The organism is Micromonospora palythoicola, from assembly GCF_036689795.1.
Taxonomy (GTDB): domain Bacteria; phylum Actinomycetota; class Actinomycetes; order Mycobacteriales; family Micromonosporaceae; genus Micromonospora; species Micromonospora palythoicola.
This window is the reverse complement of sequence record NZ_JBAGKI010000012.1, coordinates 70,497-86,234: the sequence shown is the minus strand read 5'-3', so window position 1 is coordinate 86,234 and position 15,738 is coordinate 70,497. Positions and strand designations below refer to the sequence as shown.

Genomic DNA, 15,738 nt, shown 5'->3' with positions numbered 1-15,738 from the left:
GGGGGTAAACCGATGCGCGGTCACCCACCGGCCGGCGACCGCGGCGGCAAGACCGGCTCGTCGGTGTCCTCGCGGCCGGACTGCAGCCGCCGTCCCCGCTGCAGTTCGGCGTTGATCTGGACACCGAGCATCAGCGCGGAGTTGGACAGGTAGAGCCAGACCAGGAACGCGATCACCGCCCCGAGGCTGCCGTAGGTCGTGCTGTACGAGCCGAAGTTGGCCACGTACAACCCGAAGCCGAAGGAACCGAGCGCCCAGGTGGTCAGGGCCACCACCCCGCCCAGGGTGAGCCAGCGGAACCGGGGTTGCCGCACGTTCGGTGCGACCCAGAACAGCAGGGACATCAACAGCATTCCGATCAACGCCAGCGCCGGCCACTTGGCCACCGCCCAGGCGGTGCGGGCGGCGCCGCCGGCACCCACCAGGTCACCGACCGCGTCGGCGACCGGGCCGCTGACGATCAGGCCGGCGGCCACGGCGGCGAGCAGCACCAGCGACACGGCAGCCAGCCCGATCTGCGTCGGGCGCAGCCGCCACACGGGCCGTCCCTCGACCACGCCGTAGATGGCGTTCGAGGCCCGGGTGAAGGAGGCGATGAAGTTCGAGGCCGACCAGAGCGCACCGAGCAGACCGAAGCTGAGCAACACGCCGGCGGAGCTGTTCTGGTCCACCACCTCGCGGACCACGCCGACGAAGCTCTCGTTCGCCACGACCGAGCCGGCGCCCATCTCGCGGGCCAGATCGAGCACCGTGTCGACGGTGCGTTCACCGTCGGAGACCAGACCGACCAGGGCCACCACCACGACGGTGGAGGGGAACAACGCCAGCACCCCGTAGTAGGTGAGGGCCGCGGCCCAGTCCGTGCAGTTGTCCCGCAGGTAGTTGCGCCCGGCCCGGACCAGCACGCCACGCCAGGTCGACCAGCGGAGCTGGCGGATTCCCGGCAGGCCCGGCGCCGGCGGATCGGTCGACGGGGCCTCGGGGTTCGTCGTCGTCATCACCGCTCCCTGGGCGCTGCGGGCACGTGGATGGCCCCGCCGGTACCCGGCGCGTTCCGGCGGCAAACCCCGCCGGCGTTTGCCGCCGCGTCGCCCGGGTACGCCAATTCGAATCGCTCGCACACGGAGGAGGATCGAGATGCCCGGGCGCGAGGTACTGCCCAGCACGCTGCGGCGCTCTCCGGAGAAGGCCCAGCGCACCTGGGAGAAGACACACGATTCCGCGGTCGAGACCTACGGCGAGGGCGAGCGCGCCCACCGCACCGCGTTCGCCGCCGTCAAGCACGAGTTCGAGAAGGTCGGTGACCACTGGGAGCCGAAGGGCCGCAAGGGCCCCAGCGACCGGCAGGCCGCCGGCGGCGGACCGGCCCGACGGGCACCCACCGCCGGTGGGGTGGACGCGAACGCCAGCAAGGACCACCTGCTGCGGGTGGCCCGCGAACTGGACGTGTCGGGACGGTCGACCATGACCAAGCCGGAACTGGTCAAGGCCATCCAGAAGGCCAACGACCGACAGACCCGCAAGGCCCGCGGCGGTTGAGCCCGCCGTCGTCGACGGGGCCCGAGACCGGGGTACGCCTCCGGCCGGGCCCCGCCCGCCTGCCCGTGCGCCGGCTCACCAGTGGCCGCCGCCGGGCGCCTGGATGTGCACCGCCTTGGTGGCGGTGAACTCGTCGAGCAGCTCCGGCCCGTAGCCGAAGCCCTGACCGCTGGCCCGGCGCGGGTGGGCGGCGCCGGCCGGCGCGCCACCGAACACCGAGTTGACCTTCACGGTGCCCACCGGCAGCTCCCGCCAGGCCCGCTGGGCGTGGCTCATCGACCCGGTCAGCACGGTCGCCGCCAACCCGTACGGTGAGTCGGCCGCGCACCGCAGCGCCTCGGAGAACGAGTCGACCACCACGACGGGCGCCACCGGGCCGAACGTCTCCTCCCGGATCAACGCCAGGTCGTGCCGGCAGTGGTCGATCACCGTCGCCGGATAGAAGGCACCCGGCCCCTCCGGCAGGGTGCCGCCGACGCGCAGCCGGGCACCGTCGGCCACCGCCGCGATCACCTGCCCGTGCACCTGATCGCGATGGCGCCGGTCGACGAGCGGACCGAGCTGGGTCTGCGGATCCCGCCCCGGGCCGACGCGCAGCGCGGCGGCCCGCTCGACGAGCGCGGCGACGAAGTCCTCGGCGACGTCGCGGTGGGCGTAGATCCGCTCCACCGCGACGCAGATCTGACCCGCGTTGGCGAACGCGCCCAGGGCGGCCTCACCGGCGGCCCAGCTCGGGTCGACGTCGGCGTCGACGATCAGCGGGTCGCTGCCGCCGTTCTCCAGCAGCACCTTGGCGCCGGTGCCGGCCGCGGCCGTGGCGATCGCCCGGCCGGTGGCGCTGGACCCCACGTGCGCCACCATGTCCACCTCGGCGGCGGCCAGCGCCGCGCCGGTGGTCGGGCCGCCGCTGAGCAGCGACAGCACCCCCGCCGGCAGGGCGGTGTCGAACGCCCGGGCCAGCAGCCACCCGGTCGCCGGGGTGCGCTCGCTGGGCTTGTGCAGCACCACGTTGCCGGTGACCAGGGCCGCTCCGAGCAGCCCGCACGACACGGCGACCGGGTCGTTCCACGGCGTGATGACCGCCACCACCCCATGCGGCTGCGGTGTCATGAAGTCGATCGCGGCGGGATCGCCGTGCAGGGTGCGCCCGCCCCGGGCCGGTGCGAGTTCGGCGTACTGCCGCAGGGTGGCGATGCCCGCCTCGACGCCGCCCCGGGCGTCCGCGAGCGGCTTGCCCATCTCCGCGGTCGTCGCCTGGGCCAGGTCGTCGGCGGCCGCGGTGACCGCGTCGGCGATCCGGTGCAGCGTCGCGGCCCGTTCCGCCGGGGAGGTCGCCGCCCACTCGGACGCCACCCCCCGCGCCGCCGCCACCGCCTTGTCGACCTCGTCGGCCGTGGCGACCGGGGCACTTGTCACCGGGCGGCCGTCAGCCGGATCGTGCACCGTCAACTCGCCGGCCTCCCCGCCGGCACCCCACACCCCACCGATGAGCTGCGTGACCGTGTACATGGCGCGCTGCATGCCCGGGCCCGGCCGTGGCAAACGTTTCACCCGGCGGGGCCGGGGTAGCGTCCCCGGATGACTTCGCCAGGTTCCCTCGGTGCCGAGCGGGCCGACGCCGTCATCGTCGGTGCCGGACACAACGGCCTGGTCGCCGCCAACCTGCTGGCGGACGCGGGTTGGGACGTGCTGGTGCTGGAGGCGACCGGGGTGCCCGGCGGGGCGGTCCGCTCGGCCGAGGTGACCGCGCCCGGTTACCTCAGCGACCTGTTCAGCTCGTTCTACCCGCTCGGCTACGCCTCGCCGGTGTTGCGCGGGCTCGACCTGACCCGGTACGGGCTCACCTGGCGGCACGCGCCCGATGTGCTGGCCCACCTGTTCCCCGACGACCGGGCCGCCGTGCTCAACCGCGACCCCGCGGTCACGGCGGCCTCCCTGGAGACCTTCGCCCCCGGCGACGGCGAGCGCTGGCTGACCGCGTACGCGCAGTGGCGGCAGGTCGCCGAACCGATGCTGGAGCTGGTCACCACGCCGTTCCCGCCGGTGCGCGGCGGCCTCGGCCTGCTGCGCCGGCTGCGGGTCGGCGGCGCGCTGCGGCTGGCCCGGCGGCTGGTGCTGCCGGTGAACCGGCTCGGCGAGGAACTGTTCGCGGGCGTCGGCGGGCCGGCGTTGCTCGCCGGCTGCGCCCTGCACACCGACCTGTCCACGGAGGAGGCCGGCTCCGGCGTCTACGGCTGGCTGCTCGCCATGCTCGGCCAGCAGGTCGGCTGGCCGGTCCCGGAGGGCGGCGCACAGAAGATCACCGACGCGTTGGTGGCCCGGTTGACCGAGCGGGGCGGCCGGATCCTCTACGGTGCCCGGGTGGACCGGGTCCTGGTCGCGCGGGGCAGGGCGGTGGGGGTCCGCACCGTTGGTGGGGCCAACTGGCGGGCTCGCCGGGCGGTGCTCGCCGACGTGCCCGCGCCCGCCCTGTACCTGGATCTGGTCGGCCCGGCCCTGCTGCCCCCGCGACTGGTGGCCGACCTGGAGCACTTCCGGTGGGACGGCTCCACGCTGAAGGTGGACTGGGCACTGTCCGCTCCGGTGCCCTGGACGAACCGTCGCCTGGCCACCGTCGGCACGGTGCACCTGGGGGCGGACCTCAACGGGTTGACCGGCTACGCCGCCCGGCTGGCCCTGGGTGAGCTGCCACCGGATCCGTTCCTGCTGGTCGGCCAGATGTCGGTGGCGGACCCGAGTCACTCGCCGCCGGGCACCGAGTCGCTCTGGTCGTACACCCACCTGCCGTTCCGCCGGCACTGGCGGGCCGACGACATCATGTCCCACGTCGAGCGGATGGAGACGGTGCTGGAGGCCGCCGCGCCCGGGTTCCGCGGTCTGGTGGTTGGTCGGCACGTGGCCGGGCCGGCCGAGTTGGAGGACGCCGACCCGAGTCTGGTCGGCGGGGCGCTCGGCGGCGGCACCGCCGCCCCGTACCAGCAGCTGTTCCTGCGGCCGGTACCCGGGCTGGGCCGCGCCGACACTCCGGTGGATCGGCTCTTCCTGGCCAGCGCGTCGGCGCATCCCGGCGGGGGAGTGCACGGCGCCCCCGGCGCGAACGCCGCCCGCGCCGCGCTGGCCCGGGACCGTGCCCTCACCGGTGGGGTGTACCACCGGACGATCGCCACCGCGCACCGGGCCGTCTACGAATGACCCGGCGGATCAGGGCTCGATGTTGCGGTGCCGGGTACGAAGCTTGAACGGCATCAGCGCACTCTCGATCTTGGTGGCGGTGGTCATCTTCGAGGTGCCGTCGCGCCGCTCCTCGAACCGGATCGGCACCTCCAGGATGGTGTGCCCCCGCTTGGTGGCCAGGTAGTGCATCTCGACCTGGAAGCTGTAGCCGTTGGACTGCACCCGCTCCAGCCCGATGTCGCGCAGCGCGTCGGCCCGCCAGATCTTGAAACCGGCGGTGAGGTCGCGGATGCGGACCCGCAGCAGGGTGTGCACGTACAGGTTCGCCCAGCCGCTGAGCGCCCGACGGTACAGCGGCCAGTTCTCGTCCAACTCGCCGCCGGGAACGTAGCGTGACCCGATGACCACGCCGGCCTGAGTGGACAGCAGCGCGCCCAGCATGCCCGGCAACGCCTCCGGTGGGTGGGACAGGTCGGCGTCCATCTGGGCCACGTACTCGGCGCCGCCGTCGAGGGCCCGGCCGATCCCGTCCACGTACGCCCGGCCCAGACCCTCCTTGCCCGGCCGGTGCACGACCTGCACCCGCTCCGGATGCTCGATGGCGAGCTTGTCCGCGACCTCACCGGTGCCGTCGGGGGAGTTGTCGTCGGCGACCAGCACCTTCAAACCGGGAAGTGGCAACGCGAGGAGACGCTCGACAAGCACCGGCACGTTGCCCGCCTCGTTGTAGGTCGGGACCACGACGGTCAGGCGCACGTCCCGCCACGGCGAGGGCAACTGGACGGGTTCGATCATGGGGGACATCCTCGGTATGCGGACAGGGTTCCCCGTGAGCGTAGCCACTTGTCCCTTCCGGGGTGAAATGGCTCCCCGCGCCGGGCCCGCGATCAGGCCGGTGTCTTCTGCCGTTCGGCGATGTCGGAGAGCCGGTCCAGGGTCTCCTCGTTGCGCAGATGCAGCACCAGATCGTTGACTTTGGTGCGGATCCAACGCAGCGGCCCGGCGGCGAAGTCCTCGGCGAGCAGCACCCGGGTCCGCTCCGCGCCGAGCGGCTCCAGGGTGAAGGCCACCATCGCCTCCCCGGCCGGCCAGAGTTGGACGCGGAGCACGAGTTTGCGCTCCGGCTCACAGGCCAGCACCGTCGAGCAGTCCTCCAGGGAGAACGGCCAGGGACCGGCGCGGTGGTGCAGCCGGGTGCCCACCCGGGGCCAGTCCTGGTCGACGTCGCGCATGTGGGCGGTGCCCACCACCCAGTCGCTGTAGGTCCATCCGTCCGCGAGTACCGCCCACACCTGCCGGACCGGTGCCTCGATCACTTTCTCCACGACCGCCACCGCCGCTCGGTACCCCGCCGGTGGCCTCGGCTAACCGGGCCGCCGGGTTAGCTTCTCCGGGACCGCGGGTAAGGCCAACCGCGGGCGGCCGTGCGGGTGCCGCCGGTGCGCGGTCGCCTCAGCCGCGTCGCGGGTGACGTTTACTCACCGGGGCGCAGGGAACCCGCCGCCCGTGCGACAGGACCATGGGGAGCCGGATCAGCGCAGGTCAGCAGGGCTGCTGGCCGAGCCCGGTGGGCCCATGTCCCGCCCGGTGCTCTTCGACGCGGTGCTGCTGGACCGCGACGGCACCCTGGTCGAGGACGTGCCGTACAACTCGGATCCGGACAAGGTGCGACCGGTGCCCGGGGCCCGCGTGGCGCTGGACCGGCTGCGCGCGGCCGGACTGAAGCTCGCCGTGGTGACCAACCAGTCCGGGTTGGCCCGGGGTCTGTTCACCGAGCGGCAGTTGGACCGGGTGCACCGCCGGATCGAGGCCCTGCTCGGCCCGTTCGACTGCTGGCAGGTGTGTCCGCACGACGACGGGGACGGCTGCGCCTGCCGCAAGCCACGGCCGGGTCTGGTGCACGCCGCGGCCCGGGCCCTGGGCACGGTGCCGGCCCGCTGCGCCCTGATCGGTGACATCGGTCGCGACGTCACCGCGGCGCTGGCCGCCGGTGCGACCGGCATCCTGGTCCCGACGCCGGTGACCCGGCCGGAAGAGGTGGCGGCGGCGCCGTGGGTGGCAGCCGACCTGCCCTCGGCCGTCGCCGAGATCCTTCGACGCCAGGCGTCACTGAGCCCGGCGACGCCGCTGCCGGGGGTGGGGAGCCGCGAAGTCGCCACGGGTGTGCGGCGGTCGGCACCGGGCCGCCCGGCTGCCGGCCGCACCGTACTGGTGGTGCGCTCGGATTCGGCGGGGGACGTGCTGGTGACCGGACCGGGCATCCGGGCGGTCGCCGCCGGCGCCGAGCGGGTGGTGCTGCTCTGCGGGCCCCGGGGCCGGGCCGCCGCCGACCTGCTGCCCGGCGTCGACGAGGTGATCGAGCATCGGCTGCCCTGGATCGACCCGGACCCCGCGCCGGTGGAGCCGCGGGAGATGGCGGCTCTGGTCACCCGACTGGCGGCGGTGGCCGCCGACGAGGCCGTCATCTTCACCTCGTTCCACCAGTCGCCGCTGCCCCTGGCCCTGCTGCTACGGATGGCCGGGGTCGCCCGGCTCGCGGCGATCAGCGACGACTACCCGGGCAGCCTGCTGGACGTGCGGCACCGGGTGCCGGTCGGTGTGCCCGAGGCGGAGCGGGCCCTCTCGCTGGCCGCTGCCGCCGGCTACCCGCTCGGCGAGGGCGACGAACCGCACCTGCGGCTGCGCCCGGTCCCACCGCCCCCACCCGACGCCGGTGCGCCGGGTTACGTCGTACTGCATCCCGGGTCGGCGGCACCGGCGCGGGGCTGCCCGCCCGAGGTTGCCGAGCGGATCGCCGCCGAGTTGAGCGCCGTCGGATACCGGGTGGTGGTGACCGGCGGCCCGACCGAACGGGACCTGACCGCGCGGGTCGCCGGCCGGCACTGCCGGGACCTCGGTGGCCGGACCGGCCTGGCCGAGCTGGCCGCGATCGTGGCCGGGGCCGGCGCGGTGGTGGTCGGCAACACCGGGCCGGCGCACCTGGCCGCCGGGTACGGCGTGCCGGTGGTCAGCCTCTTCGCTCCCACCGTCCCCTTCGGGCAGTGGGGACCGTGGCGGGTGCCGACGGTACGCCTCGGCGACGCCACCGCCGCCTGCCGCGACACCCGGGCCGCCCGATGCCCGGTAGCCGGGCACCCCTGCCTCAGCGACATCCGTCCGGGCGACGTGCTCGACGCGTTGCGGCTGCTGGGCGTGCCGCCGGACCGGGTGCCGACCGGTGCGGCCGGGCCCCGGGCGGCACCCGAGGCGGTCACCGTCGGCGGTGGGGGCGGCCGATGAACATCCTGCTCTGGCACGTGCACGGTTCCTGGACCACCTCCTTCGTGCACGGCAAGCACCGCTACCTGATCCCGGCCACCCCGGACCGGGGGCCGTACGGGCTGGGCCGCGCCCGGACGTACACCTGGCCGGAGAGCGCCGCGGAGGTGAGCCCGGAGCAGCTGCGCGGCGCGGACGTCGACGTGGTGATCCTGCAACGCCCCGAGGAGATCGACCTGGCCGAGCAGTGGCTCGGCCGCCGGCCCGGCCGGGACGTGCCGGCCGTCTACGTGGAGCACAACACGCCGAAGGACGGCCAGGTCCCCAACAGCCGCCACCCGTTGGCCGACCGGGACGACCTGCTCATCGCCCACGTGACCGCGTTCAACGAGCTGTTCTGGGACACCGGTGCCACCCGGACCACCGTCGTCGACCACGGCATCGTGGCACCGACGGCGGTCTGGACCGGCGAACTGGACCGGCTGGCCGTCGTGATCAACGAACCGGTACGCCGCTGGCGGGTCACCGGCACCGACCTGCTGGTGCGCTTCGCCGAGATCGCCCCACTCGACGTCTTCGGCATGAAGGTGGCCGGTCTGGCCGAGCACCTCGGCCTGCCGGCGGACCGGTTGACCAGCCACGACGACGTGCCGCAGCACCGGATGCACGCCGAGTTGGCGCGCCGCCGGGCCTACCTGCACCTGTGCCGGTGGACGTCGCTCGGGTTGAGCCTGATCGAGGCGATGGCGATGGGCATGCCGGTGGTGGCGCTGGCCACCACCGAAGCGGTGATGGCGGTGCCACCGGGTGCCGGTGCCCTCTCCACCCGGGTCGACACCCTGCTGGCGGCCGCCAGCGGGTTCGTCGCCGAACCGCAGCGGGCGCGCGAGGCCGGCGCCGTGGCGCGCGTCGCCGCCGGCGAACGGTACGGCCTCGACCGTTTCCTCACCGACTGGGACCGGCTGCTGGAGGAGGAAGTATGCGGATAGCGATGATCTCGGAGCACGCCAGCCCGCTCGCCATCCTGGGCGGCGAGGACGCCGGTGGCCAGAACACCCACGTCGCGGAGCTTTCCGCCGCGCTCGCCGCCGCTGGGCACGACGTGCGGGTCTACACCCGCCGCGACGCGGTGGACCTGCCGGTGACGGTACGCAGCCCGGACGGCTACGACGTGGTGCACGTGCCGGCCGGGCCGGCCGAACCGGTGGCGAAGGACGCGTTGCTGCCGCACATGCGCCCGTTCGGCGCCTGGCTGGTCGACCGGTGGCGGGGCGGGGAGTGGGCACCCGAGGTGGTCCACGCGCACTTCTGGATGAGTGGGCTGGCCGCGCTGGAGGCCGGCCGGCAGATCGGGGTGCCGGTGGTGCAGACCTACCACGCGCTCGGCGCGGTGAAGCGTCGTCACCAGGGCGTGCAGGACACCAGCCCGGCGCGGCGGATCGGCTACGAGCGTCAGCTGGGCCGTTCGGTGGACCGGGTCATCGCCCAGTGCCGCGACGAGGTCGGTGAGCTGGTCCGGATGGGGGTGCCCCGGTCGGCGATGACCGTCATCCCGTCCGGTGTCAACCTCGCCACGTTCGCCCCGCTGGGGCCGGCCACCGAGCGCGAGGCCGGGCGGCCCCGGATCCTCACCGTGGGCCGGTTGGTGGAACGCAAGGGCTTCCAGACGGTGGTCCGGGCGATGGCGCACGTACCCGAGGCGGAGTGCGTGGTGGTCGGTGGTCCGCCGGCCGGCCTGCTGGAGACCGACCCGTACGCCCGGCGGCTGCGGGCCCTCGCCGGCAGTTGCGGCGTCGCCGACCGGGTCCGCCTGGTCGGCGCGGTGCCCCGGGAGGAGATGGGCCGCTGGTACCGCTCGGCGGACATCCTGGTCGCCGCGCCCTGGTACGAGCCGTTCGGGCTGACTCCGCTGGAGGCGATGGCCTGCGGGGTGCCGGTGGTGGCCACCGCCGTCGGTGGCCTGCGGGACACGGTGGTCGACGGCGTGACCGGGGACCTGGTGCCGGCGCGGGATCCGCGCGCGCTGGGTGCGGCGCTGCGGGCGCTGCTCGACGACCGGATCCGCCGGTTCGCGTACGCGGGCGCGGCGCGGGCCCGCGCCCGCCGGCACTACTCGTGGGCGGTCACCGCGCAGCGCCTCGCCGAGGTCTACGACGAGGTGGCCGCCGTGCGTCGACCGACCCGGGTGGTGGCCTGATGAGTCTGCTCGACACGCATCTGGCCCAGCTGACCGCGGCCCTGCCGCCGTTTCGCCGCTGCGAGCCGCTGCTCGCCCGGTGGGGCGCGGTCCTGGCCGGCCGGCTCACCGACGGCGGCCGGCTGCTCGTCGCCGGCAACGGTGGCAGCGCCGCCGAGGCGCAACACCTGACCGCCGAACTGGTCGGCAAGCTGCGCGAGGACCGGCGGCCGCTGTCCGCCATCGCGTTGCACGCCGAGACGTCGGCGTTGACCGCCATCGGCAACGACTACGGCTACGAGGAGGTCTTCGCCCGGCAGGTCCGCGCGCACGGCCGACCCGGCGACGTGCTGCTGCTGCTGTCCACGAGCGGCGGCAGCGGCAACCTGCTCACCGCCGCCCGGGCCGGTCGGGAGGCGGGCCTGCGCTGCTGGGCGTTCACCGGGCCGGCGCCGAACCCGCTCGCCGAGGCGTGTCACGAGGTGCTCGCGGTGGACTCGCCGGACACCCAGGTGGTCCAGGAGCTGCACCTGGTCTCCAGTCATCTGCTCTGCGAGTACGTCGAGCAGGCGATGACGGATCAGCCGGCCCCGGCGGTGCCAGCGGCCGGTCCGGTGCGGGCCGGTGTCGAGGTGGTGCTGGACGGCGGTGCCGTCCGGCCGGTGCAGGCGTGAGGAGGCGAGCGTGACGGGACCCGTGGTGGTGGTCGGCGACACCCTGCTCGACCGGGATGTCGAGGGGGTGGTCAACCGGCTCTGTCCGGACTCGCCGGTGCCCGTGCTCGACGAGATCGCGCACGTGGACCGGCCCGGCGGCGCCGGGCTCTCCGCCGTCTTCGCCGCCGCACAGGGTGCCGAGGTGGTGCTGGTGACCGCGCTGGCCGACGATGCCGGCGGGGCCCGGCTGAGCGTGCTGCTCGCCGCCGCCGGGGTGCAGGTCTATCCGTTGCGGCTGGCCGGCGCCACCCCGGAGAAGATCAGGCTGCGGTCCGGAGGCCGGGTGCTGCTGCGCCATGACCGGGGCGGCGGGGCGGGGGAGCTGGAGGAGCCGGGCGAGGCGGTGTCGCGCGTCCTGGACCGGGCCTCGGTGGTGGTGGTCAGCGACTACGGCCGCGCGGTGGCCCGGCAACCGGCGCTGCGGGCGGCCCTGGCCTCGATCCGCGCTCCGCTGGTCTGGGATCCGCACCCTCGCGGACCCGCCGCGGTACCCGGGGCGAACCTGGTCACCCCGAACGAGGCGGAGGTGCGGGAGCTGATGGAGGCACCGGTCGGCGGCACCCGGCTGGCCACCGCCGCCGAGGGGGCGCAGCGGTTGCGGCAGCGGTGGCGCGCGGGGGCGGTCGCGGTGACGCTCGGCGCCGACGGCGCGCTGCTCAGTCACGCCGGGTCGACGCCACTCATGGTGCCCGCCCCGGTGGCCGCCGAGGGGGACACCTGCGGCGCGGGCGACCGGTTCGCCGTCGCCGCCGGCCTCGCCCTGGCCCGTGGCGCGCTGGTCTCCGAGGCGGTGCAGGAGGCGGTGGCGGAGGCCTCGGCGTACGTGGCCGACGGTGGGGTGGCGACGGCTCTGCCCGCGCCGGTGCGGCGCGCCCCGCAGGCGGTGCACGCCGCGGTGGCCGGCGACCGGGTCGGGGTGGCCGCGTCGGCCGCCGTGGTCGCCCGGGTCCGCGCCGCCGGCGGGACGGTCGTCGCCACCGGTGGCTGCTTCGACCTGCTGCACGCCGGCCACGTCGCGACGTTGCAGGCCGCCCGGCAGCTCGGCGACTGCCTGATCGTGTGCCTCAACTCCGACGCCAGCGTCACCGGCCTCAAGGGACCGGACCGGCCGGTGATGCGCCAGGACGACCGAAGCCGGTTGCTGGCCGCGTTGAGCTGCGTCGACGCGGTAATGATCTTCGATGAGCCGACACCGGAGGCGGCTTTGTCCTGGCTGCGCCCGGACGTCTGGGTCAAGGGCGGGGACTACGCCACCGGCGGCGGTGACGGCGCCGGCCTGCCGGAGGCGGAGATCCTGCGCCGGTGGGGCGGTCACACGGTGGTGGTGCCCTATCTGGACGGGCGGTCCACCACCGAGATGATCGCCGCGACGGCCAACCGGACGGAGGTGGTCCGGTGAGCGTGAGGAGTGAGCCGGTGTTGCGAGCCCCGCAGTCGCGAACGGAGGTCACCCCGTGAGTGCGCCGGCGTCCGGGCGGACGGTGCTGGTCACCGGCGGCTCCAGCGGACTCGGCGCGGCGGTGGTGGCGGCGGTGGCCGCCGCCGGTGGTCGGCCGCTGGTGCTGGATCGGCAGGCACCGGCGGACGGGGTGCCCTGGGTGGAGTGCGACCTGGCCGACACTCGTGGTGCCGAGGCCGCCACCCGCGAGCTGGCCGCGCGGGTGGGCGGGCTGGACGCCGTGGTCACCGCCGCCGGCATCGACGTGCCCGGTCGCCTCGCCGACGTGCCCGGTGAGACCTGGGACCGGATCGTCGCCGTCGACCTGCTGGCGACCGCCGCGGTGATCCGCGCCGCGCTACCGTTCCTGACCGCATCCCGGGGCACCGTCGTGACGGTGGCCTCCACCCTCGGCATCAAGGCGGTCAGCGACGCGACGGCGTACTGTGCGGCGAAGTTCGGGGTGGTCGGCTTCACCCGGGCGCTCGCCGCCGAACTGGCCGGCACGGTCGGTGTCACGCTGCTCGTCCCGGGCGGGATGCGGACGGCCTTCTTCGACGAACGCGATCCGCGGTACCGGCCAGGGTCGGACGCGATCCTCAACGATCCGGCCGACACCGCCGCCGCCGTCATGTTCGCCCTGTCCCAGCCGGCCGGCTGCGCGATCCGCGAGATGGTGGTCTGCGCCGATCGGGAGACGTCGTACCCGTGATCCTGGCGCTGCGTGCCCTCGGCGTCGGTGACCTGGCCACGGCGGTCCCGGCGGTGCGGGCGCTGCGGGCGGCGTACCCGGACCAGCAACTGGTGCTCGCCGCGCCGGCCTGGCTGGGGCCGCTCGTCGAGCTGGTCGGCGGGGTGGACCGGCTGTTGCCCACCGACGGCCTGGACCGGCTGGCCCGGCCCGCCGGGCGGGTGGCGGTGGCGGTCAACCTGCACGGCCGGGGTCCGCGCTCGCACCGGCTGCTGGCCGCCGCCCGTCCCGACCGGCTGATCGCCTTCGCCAACGCCGAGGCGCCGCACCCCGACGGGCCGCGGTGGGACGACGACGAGCACGAGGTGTCGCGTTGGTGCCGGCTGTTGCGCGAGTACGACATTCCGGCCGACCCGACCGACCTGGATCTGCGCCGCCCGGGTCCGGGCCTGGCGGCCGGTGGTGTCACGGTGCTGCATCCCGGCTCGAAGGAGCCGGCCAAGCGCTGGCCGGCCGCCCGGTACGCGGTTCTGGCCCGGGAGCTGACCGGGCGGGGGCACCGGGTGGTGCTGACCGGCAGCGCGTCGGAGCGGGACCTGGTCGCTCGGGTCGCGTACCGGGCCGGGTTGCCCGCCGCCGCGGTGCTGGCCGGCCGGACGGACCTGGCCCAGCTCGCCGCGCTGATCGCCGGGGCGCGCCTGGTGGTCAGCGGGGACACGGGGGTGGCGCATCTGGCCACCGGCTACCGCACCCCGTCGGTGGTGCTGTTCGGTCCGGTCCCGCCGGCGCGCTGGGGTCCACCGCCGGAGCGCCGACGGCACCGGGCACTCTGGGCCGGCGCGGGGGCATGGCCGGAGTGGGACGGGGTAGGTGACCATCCCACGATGGTCGCCCTCGGCGTGGACGAGGTGCTGGCCGCGGTCGACGAGGTGGAGCGGGTGGTGCGGGTGGACCGTGCGGTTGCGGCGTAGCGATCCGGGTCGGCCGGGATATCGGCGGCATCGGCGGGGCCGGGGCTGGTCGTTCCTGGACCCGCGCGGCGAGCCGGTACGCGACCCCGACGACCTGGCCCGGCTGCGCGCACTCGTCATCCCGCCGGCCTGGCGGGACGTGTGGATCTCGCCGTACCCGAACGGGCACATCCAGGCCATCGGCGTCGACGCGGCCGGCCGGAAGCAGTACCTCTACCACCCGCTGTGGCGGCAGCGGCAGGACGAGGCGAAGTTCGACCACGTGCTGGAGGTGGCGGGCCGGCTGCCGCTGCTGCGCGAGCGGGTCGACCATGACCTGACGGTACGCGGGCTGCGCCGCGAGCGCGTGTTGGCGACGGTGACCCGGCTGCTCGACATGGGCGCCTTCCGGGTGGGCAGCGACCAGTACGCCGCCGGCGAGGATCCGACGTTCGGCGTGGCGACCCTGCGTCCCGAGCACGCCCGGCTGCGCCAGGGGTGTGTGCTGTTCGAGTTTCCGGCCAAGGGCGGCATCGAGCAGGTCCGGCTGATCTCCGACCCGCAGCTGTGCCGGGTGCTCACCGACCTGCGTCGGCGGCGTCGGGCGGCCGACCGGTTGTTCGGTTACTGGGACGGCCGGCAGTGGCGGGACGTGCGCGCCGACGAGGTCAACGACTATCTCCGCGAGGCCAGCGGTGGCGAGATGACCGCGAAGGACTTCCGCACCTGGCACGCGACGGTACGGGCGGCGACGGAGTTGGCCGCACTGGCCGGCGCCCGTTCGGTGACCGCTCGCCGCCGGGCGGTGGCGGGGGTGATGCGACAGGTGGCGGAGTTGCTCGGCAACACGCCGACGGTGGCTCGCGCCTCGTACGTGGACCCGAGGGTGGTGGATCTCTTCCACGACGGTGTGGTCGCTCCGGTGACCGGGGAGACCTCGCCGGAGCAGGCCGAGCGGGCGGTGCTGACCCTGCTGGCGCGGACCTGACCGGGGACCTCAACCACCGTCGGGCGGACCGGTGCCACCCGGCTGGTGGGCCGCATTGGACGGGTCGGTGGCCCGGCTCTCGATCATGGCCGCCACGCCGTCGAGGATCCGGCCCAGCCCGAACCGCCATTCGAGGTCGACGTCGTCGTCGTACTCCTCGGCCTCGGCCAGCAGTTCGTGGATCGCCGGGTAGGGGCCGGGCGCGGTGAGCACGGCGAGGTGCCGCCAGTAGCGCAGGCCCACCTCCTCCGGGGTCCGCCCGGTCCGGGCGGCGGCCTCGGCGATGTCGGCGGTGAGCGTGGCCCAGCTGCGGGCGTAGCCGCTGACCAGCATGATCGTGGCGATCCGTTCGGAGGCGCGCAGGCCGGTGCCGCGCAGCGCGGCGAGCCCGTACTCCAGCCAGCGCACCTGGTTGGGGTTGATCGGTGGGCCGGTGATCGGCACGTGCCGCATCCAGGGTTGCCGGCGCAGCGCGGCGACGTTCCCCTCACCCCATCGGGCCAGCGCCGGCCGCCAGCCCTCGTCGGCTCCGCGCGGGCGTGGTGGCGGGCCGTACGCGGTGTCCACCATCAGGTCGAGCAGGTCGTGCTTGGTGGGCACGTACCGGTACAGCGACATCGTGGCCACGCCGAGTTCGCCTGCCACCCGGCTCATCGACACCGCCGTCAGCCCTTCGGCCTGCGCGATCTGGATGCCGGCGGCGACCACCTGGTCGAGGCTGAGGCTGCGCTTCGGGCCACGGCTCGGACGGTCACGCAGCCCCCAGGCGAGGGCCACGTTCTCGGGCAGCTCGACGTCTTCGCCCACT

General features: G+C 74.8%; 15 protein-coding genes. 10 read left to right on the top strand and 5 right to left on the bottom strand.

Features of this window, described 5'->3' with window-relative positions:
• Positions 1 to 20: 20 nt before the first annotated feature.
• Positions 21 to 998: a YihY/virulence factor BrkB family protein gene (locus tag V5O40_RS08035; RefSeq protein ID WP_332904888.1), complete on the bottom strand. Its 978-nt coding sequence runs from the start codon at positions 996 to 998 to the stop codon at positions 21 to 23.
• 139 nt (positions 999 to 1,137) lie between these two features.
• On the opposite strand from V5O40_RS08035, the gene V5O40_RS08030 reads away from it, so the two are divergent.
• A complete protein-coding gene (locus V5O40_RS08030; protein ID WP_332904887.1) occupies positions 1,138 to 1,539 on the top strand; it encodes a ChaB family protein in 402 nt (133 codons plus the stop codon).
• A gap of 75 nt (positions 1,540 to 1,614) precedes the next feature.
• Here V5O40_RS08030 and V5O40_RS08025 read toward each other — a convergent pair whose 3' ends face one another.
• Entirely contained in the window at positions 1,615 to 3,048 is a 1,434-nt protein-coding gene (locus V5O40_RS08025) for an aldehyde dehydrogenase family protein (RefSeq protein ID WP_332904886.1), read from the bottom strand.
• 69 nt (positions 3,049 to 3,117) lie between these two features.
• Between V5O40_RS08025 and V5O40_RS08020 the strand changes: the two genes are divergently transcribed.
• Positions 3,118 to 4,731, top strand: coding sequence for a phytoene desaturase family protein (locus V5O40_RS08020; protein ID WP_332904885.1), 1,614 nt, complete (start codon positions 3,118 to 3,120; stop codon positions 4,729 to 4,731).
• 9 nt (positions 4,732 to 4,740) lie between these two features.
• Here V5O40_RS08020 and V5O40_RS08015 read toward each other — a convergent pair whose 3' ends face one another.
• Positions 4,741 to 5,508 carry a polyprenol monophosphomannose synthase gene (locus tag V5O40_RS08015; RefSeq protein WP_332904884.1) on the bottom strand — a complete coding sequence of 256 codons (768 nt, stop codon included), beginning with the start codon at positions 5,506 to 5,508 and terminating at the stop codon, positions 4,741 to 4,743.
• Between the two features lie 92 nt (positions 5,509 to 5,600).
• Positions 5,601 to 6,038, bottom strand: coding sequence for an SRPBCC family protein (locus V5O40_RS08010; RefSeq protein WP_332904883.1), 438 nt, complete (start codon positions 6,036 to 6,038; stop codon positions 5,601 to 5,603).
• A 250-nt stretch (positions 6,039 to 6,288) separates the two neighbouring features.
• Between V5O40_RS08010 and V5O40_RS08005 the strand changes: the two genes are divergently transcribed.
• Genes V5O40_RS08005 through V5O40_RS07970 form a run of 8 tightly spaced genes read left to right on the top strand, consistent with a single transcriptional unit; the run spans position 6,289 to position 14,930 of the window.
• Positions 6,289 to 7,992, top strand: a complete 1,704-nt coding sequence (locus tag V5O40_RS08005; RefSeq protein ID WP_332904882.1) for an HAD-IIIA family hydrolase — start codon at positions 6,289 to 6,291, stop codon at positions 7,990 to 7,992.
• Positions 7,989 to 8,960 carry a glycosyltransferase gene (locus V5O40_RS08000; RefSeq protein ID WP_332904881.1) on the top strand — a complete coding sequence of 324 codons (972 nt, stop codon included), beginning with the start codon at positions 7,989 to 7,991 and terminating at the stop codon, positions 8,958 to 8,960. Before V5O40_RS08005 ends, V5O40_RS08000 begins: the two co-directional genes overlap by 4 nt.
• Entirely contained in the window at positions 8,951 to 10,168 is a 1,218-nt protein-coding gene (locus V5O40_RS07995) for a glycosyltransferase (RefSeq protein ID WP_332904880.1), read from the top strand. Before V5O40_RS08000 ends, V5O40_RS07995 begins: the two co-directional genes overlap by 10 nt.
• Positions 10,168 to 10,821: a D-sedoheptulose-7-phosphate isomerase gene (locus V5O40_RS07990; RefSeq protein WP_332904879.1), complete on the top strand. Its 654-nt coding sequence runs from the start codon at positions 10,168 to 10,170 to the stop codon at positions 10,819 to 10,821. Before V5O40_RS07995 ends, V5O40_RS07990 begins: the two co-directional genes overlap by 1 nt.
• 10 nt (positions 10,822 to 10,831) lie before the next feature.
• Positions 10,832 to 12,262: a PfkB family carbohydrate kinase gene (locus V5O40_RS07985; protein ID WP_332904878.1), complete on the top strand. Its 1,431-nt coding sequence runs from the start codon at positions 10,832 to 10,834 to the stop codon at positions 12,260 to 12,262.
• A 55-nt stretch (positions 12,263 to 12,317) separates the two neighbouring features.
• Positions 12,318 to 13,013 (top strand): SDR family oxidoreductase, encoded by a 696-nt coding sequence (locus V5O40_RS07980; RefSeq protein WP_332904877.1) that lies wholly within the window; start codon positions 12,318 to 12,320, stop codon positions 13,011 to 13,013.
• Positions 13,010 to 13,963: a glycosyltransferase family 9 protein gene (locus V5O40_RS07975; RefSeq protein WP_332904876.1), complete on the top strand. Its 954-nt coding sequence runs from the start codon at positions 13,010 to 13,012 to the stop codon at positions 13,961 to 13,963. Before V5O40_RS07980 ends, V5O40_RS07975 begins: the two co-directional genes overlap by 4 nt.
• Positions 13,947 to 14,930 (top strand): DNA topoisomerase IB, encoded by a 984-nt coding sequence (locus V5O40_RS07970; protein ID WP_332904875.1) that lies wholly within the window; start codon positions 13,947 to 13,949, stop codon positions 14,928 to 14,930. The genes V5O40_RS07975 and V5O40_RS07970 overlap by 17 nt, the downstream gene beginning before the upstream one ends.
• Positions 14,931 to 14,939: 9 nt before the next feature.
• Here the strand turns inward: V5O40_RS07970 and V5O40_RS07965 are convergent, their stop codons facing one another.
• The gene (locus V5O40_RS07965; protein WP_332904874.1) at positions 14,940 to 15,737 is read right to left on the bottom strand and encodes a TetR/AcrR family transcriptional regulator; all 798 of its coding nucleotides are present in this window, start codon (positions 15,735 to 15,737) and stop codon (positions 14,940 to 14,942) included.
• Between the last annotated feature and the right edge of the window lies 1 nt (position 15,738).

Bases quoted from the DNA above. Each gene is read 5' to 3' on its own strand.
- V5O40_RS08035 (WP_332904888.1), bottom strand. From the start codon at position 998: ATGACGACGACGAACCCCGAGGCCCCGTCGACCGATCCGCCGGCGCCG.
- V5O40_RS08030 (WP_332904887.1), top strand. From the start codon at position 1,138: ATGCCCGGGCGCGAGGTACTGCCCAGCACGCTGCGGCGCTCTCCGGAG.
- V5O40_RS08025 (WP_332904886.1), bottom strand. From the start codon at position 3,048: ATGTACACGGTCACGCAGCTCATCGGTGGGGTGTGGGGTGCCGGCGGG.
- V5O40_RS08020 (WP_332904885.1), top strand. From the start codon at position 3,118: ATGACTTCGCCAGGTTCCCTCGGTGCCGAGCGGGCCGACGCCGTCATC.
- V5O40_RS08015 (WP_332904884.1), bottom strand. From the start codon at position 5,508: ATGATCGAACCCGTCCAGTTGCCCTCGCCGTGGCGGGACGTGCGCCTG.
- V5O40_RS08005 (WP_332904882.1), top strand. From the start codon at position 6,289: ATGTCCCGCCCGGTGCTCTTCGACGCGGTGCTGCTGGACCGCGACGGC.
- V5O40_RS08000 (WP_332904881.1), top strand. From the start codon at position 7,989: ATGAACATCCTGCTCTGGCACGTGCACGGTTCCTGGACCACCTCCTTC.
- V5O40_RS07995 (WP_332904880.1), top strand. From the start codon at position 8,951: ATGCGGATAGCGATGATCTCGGAGCACGCCAGCCCGCTCGCCATCCTG.
- V5O40_RS07990 (WP_332904879.1), top strand. From the start codon at position 10,168: ATGAGTCTGCTCGACACGCATCTGGCCCAGCTGACCGCGGCCCTGCCG.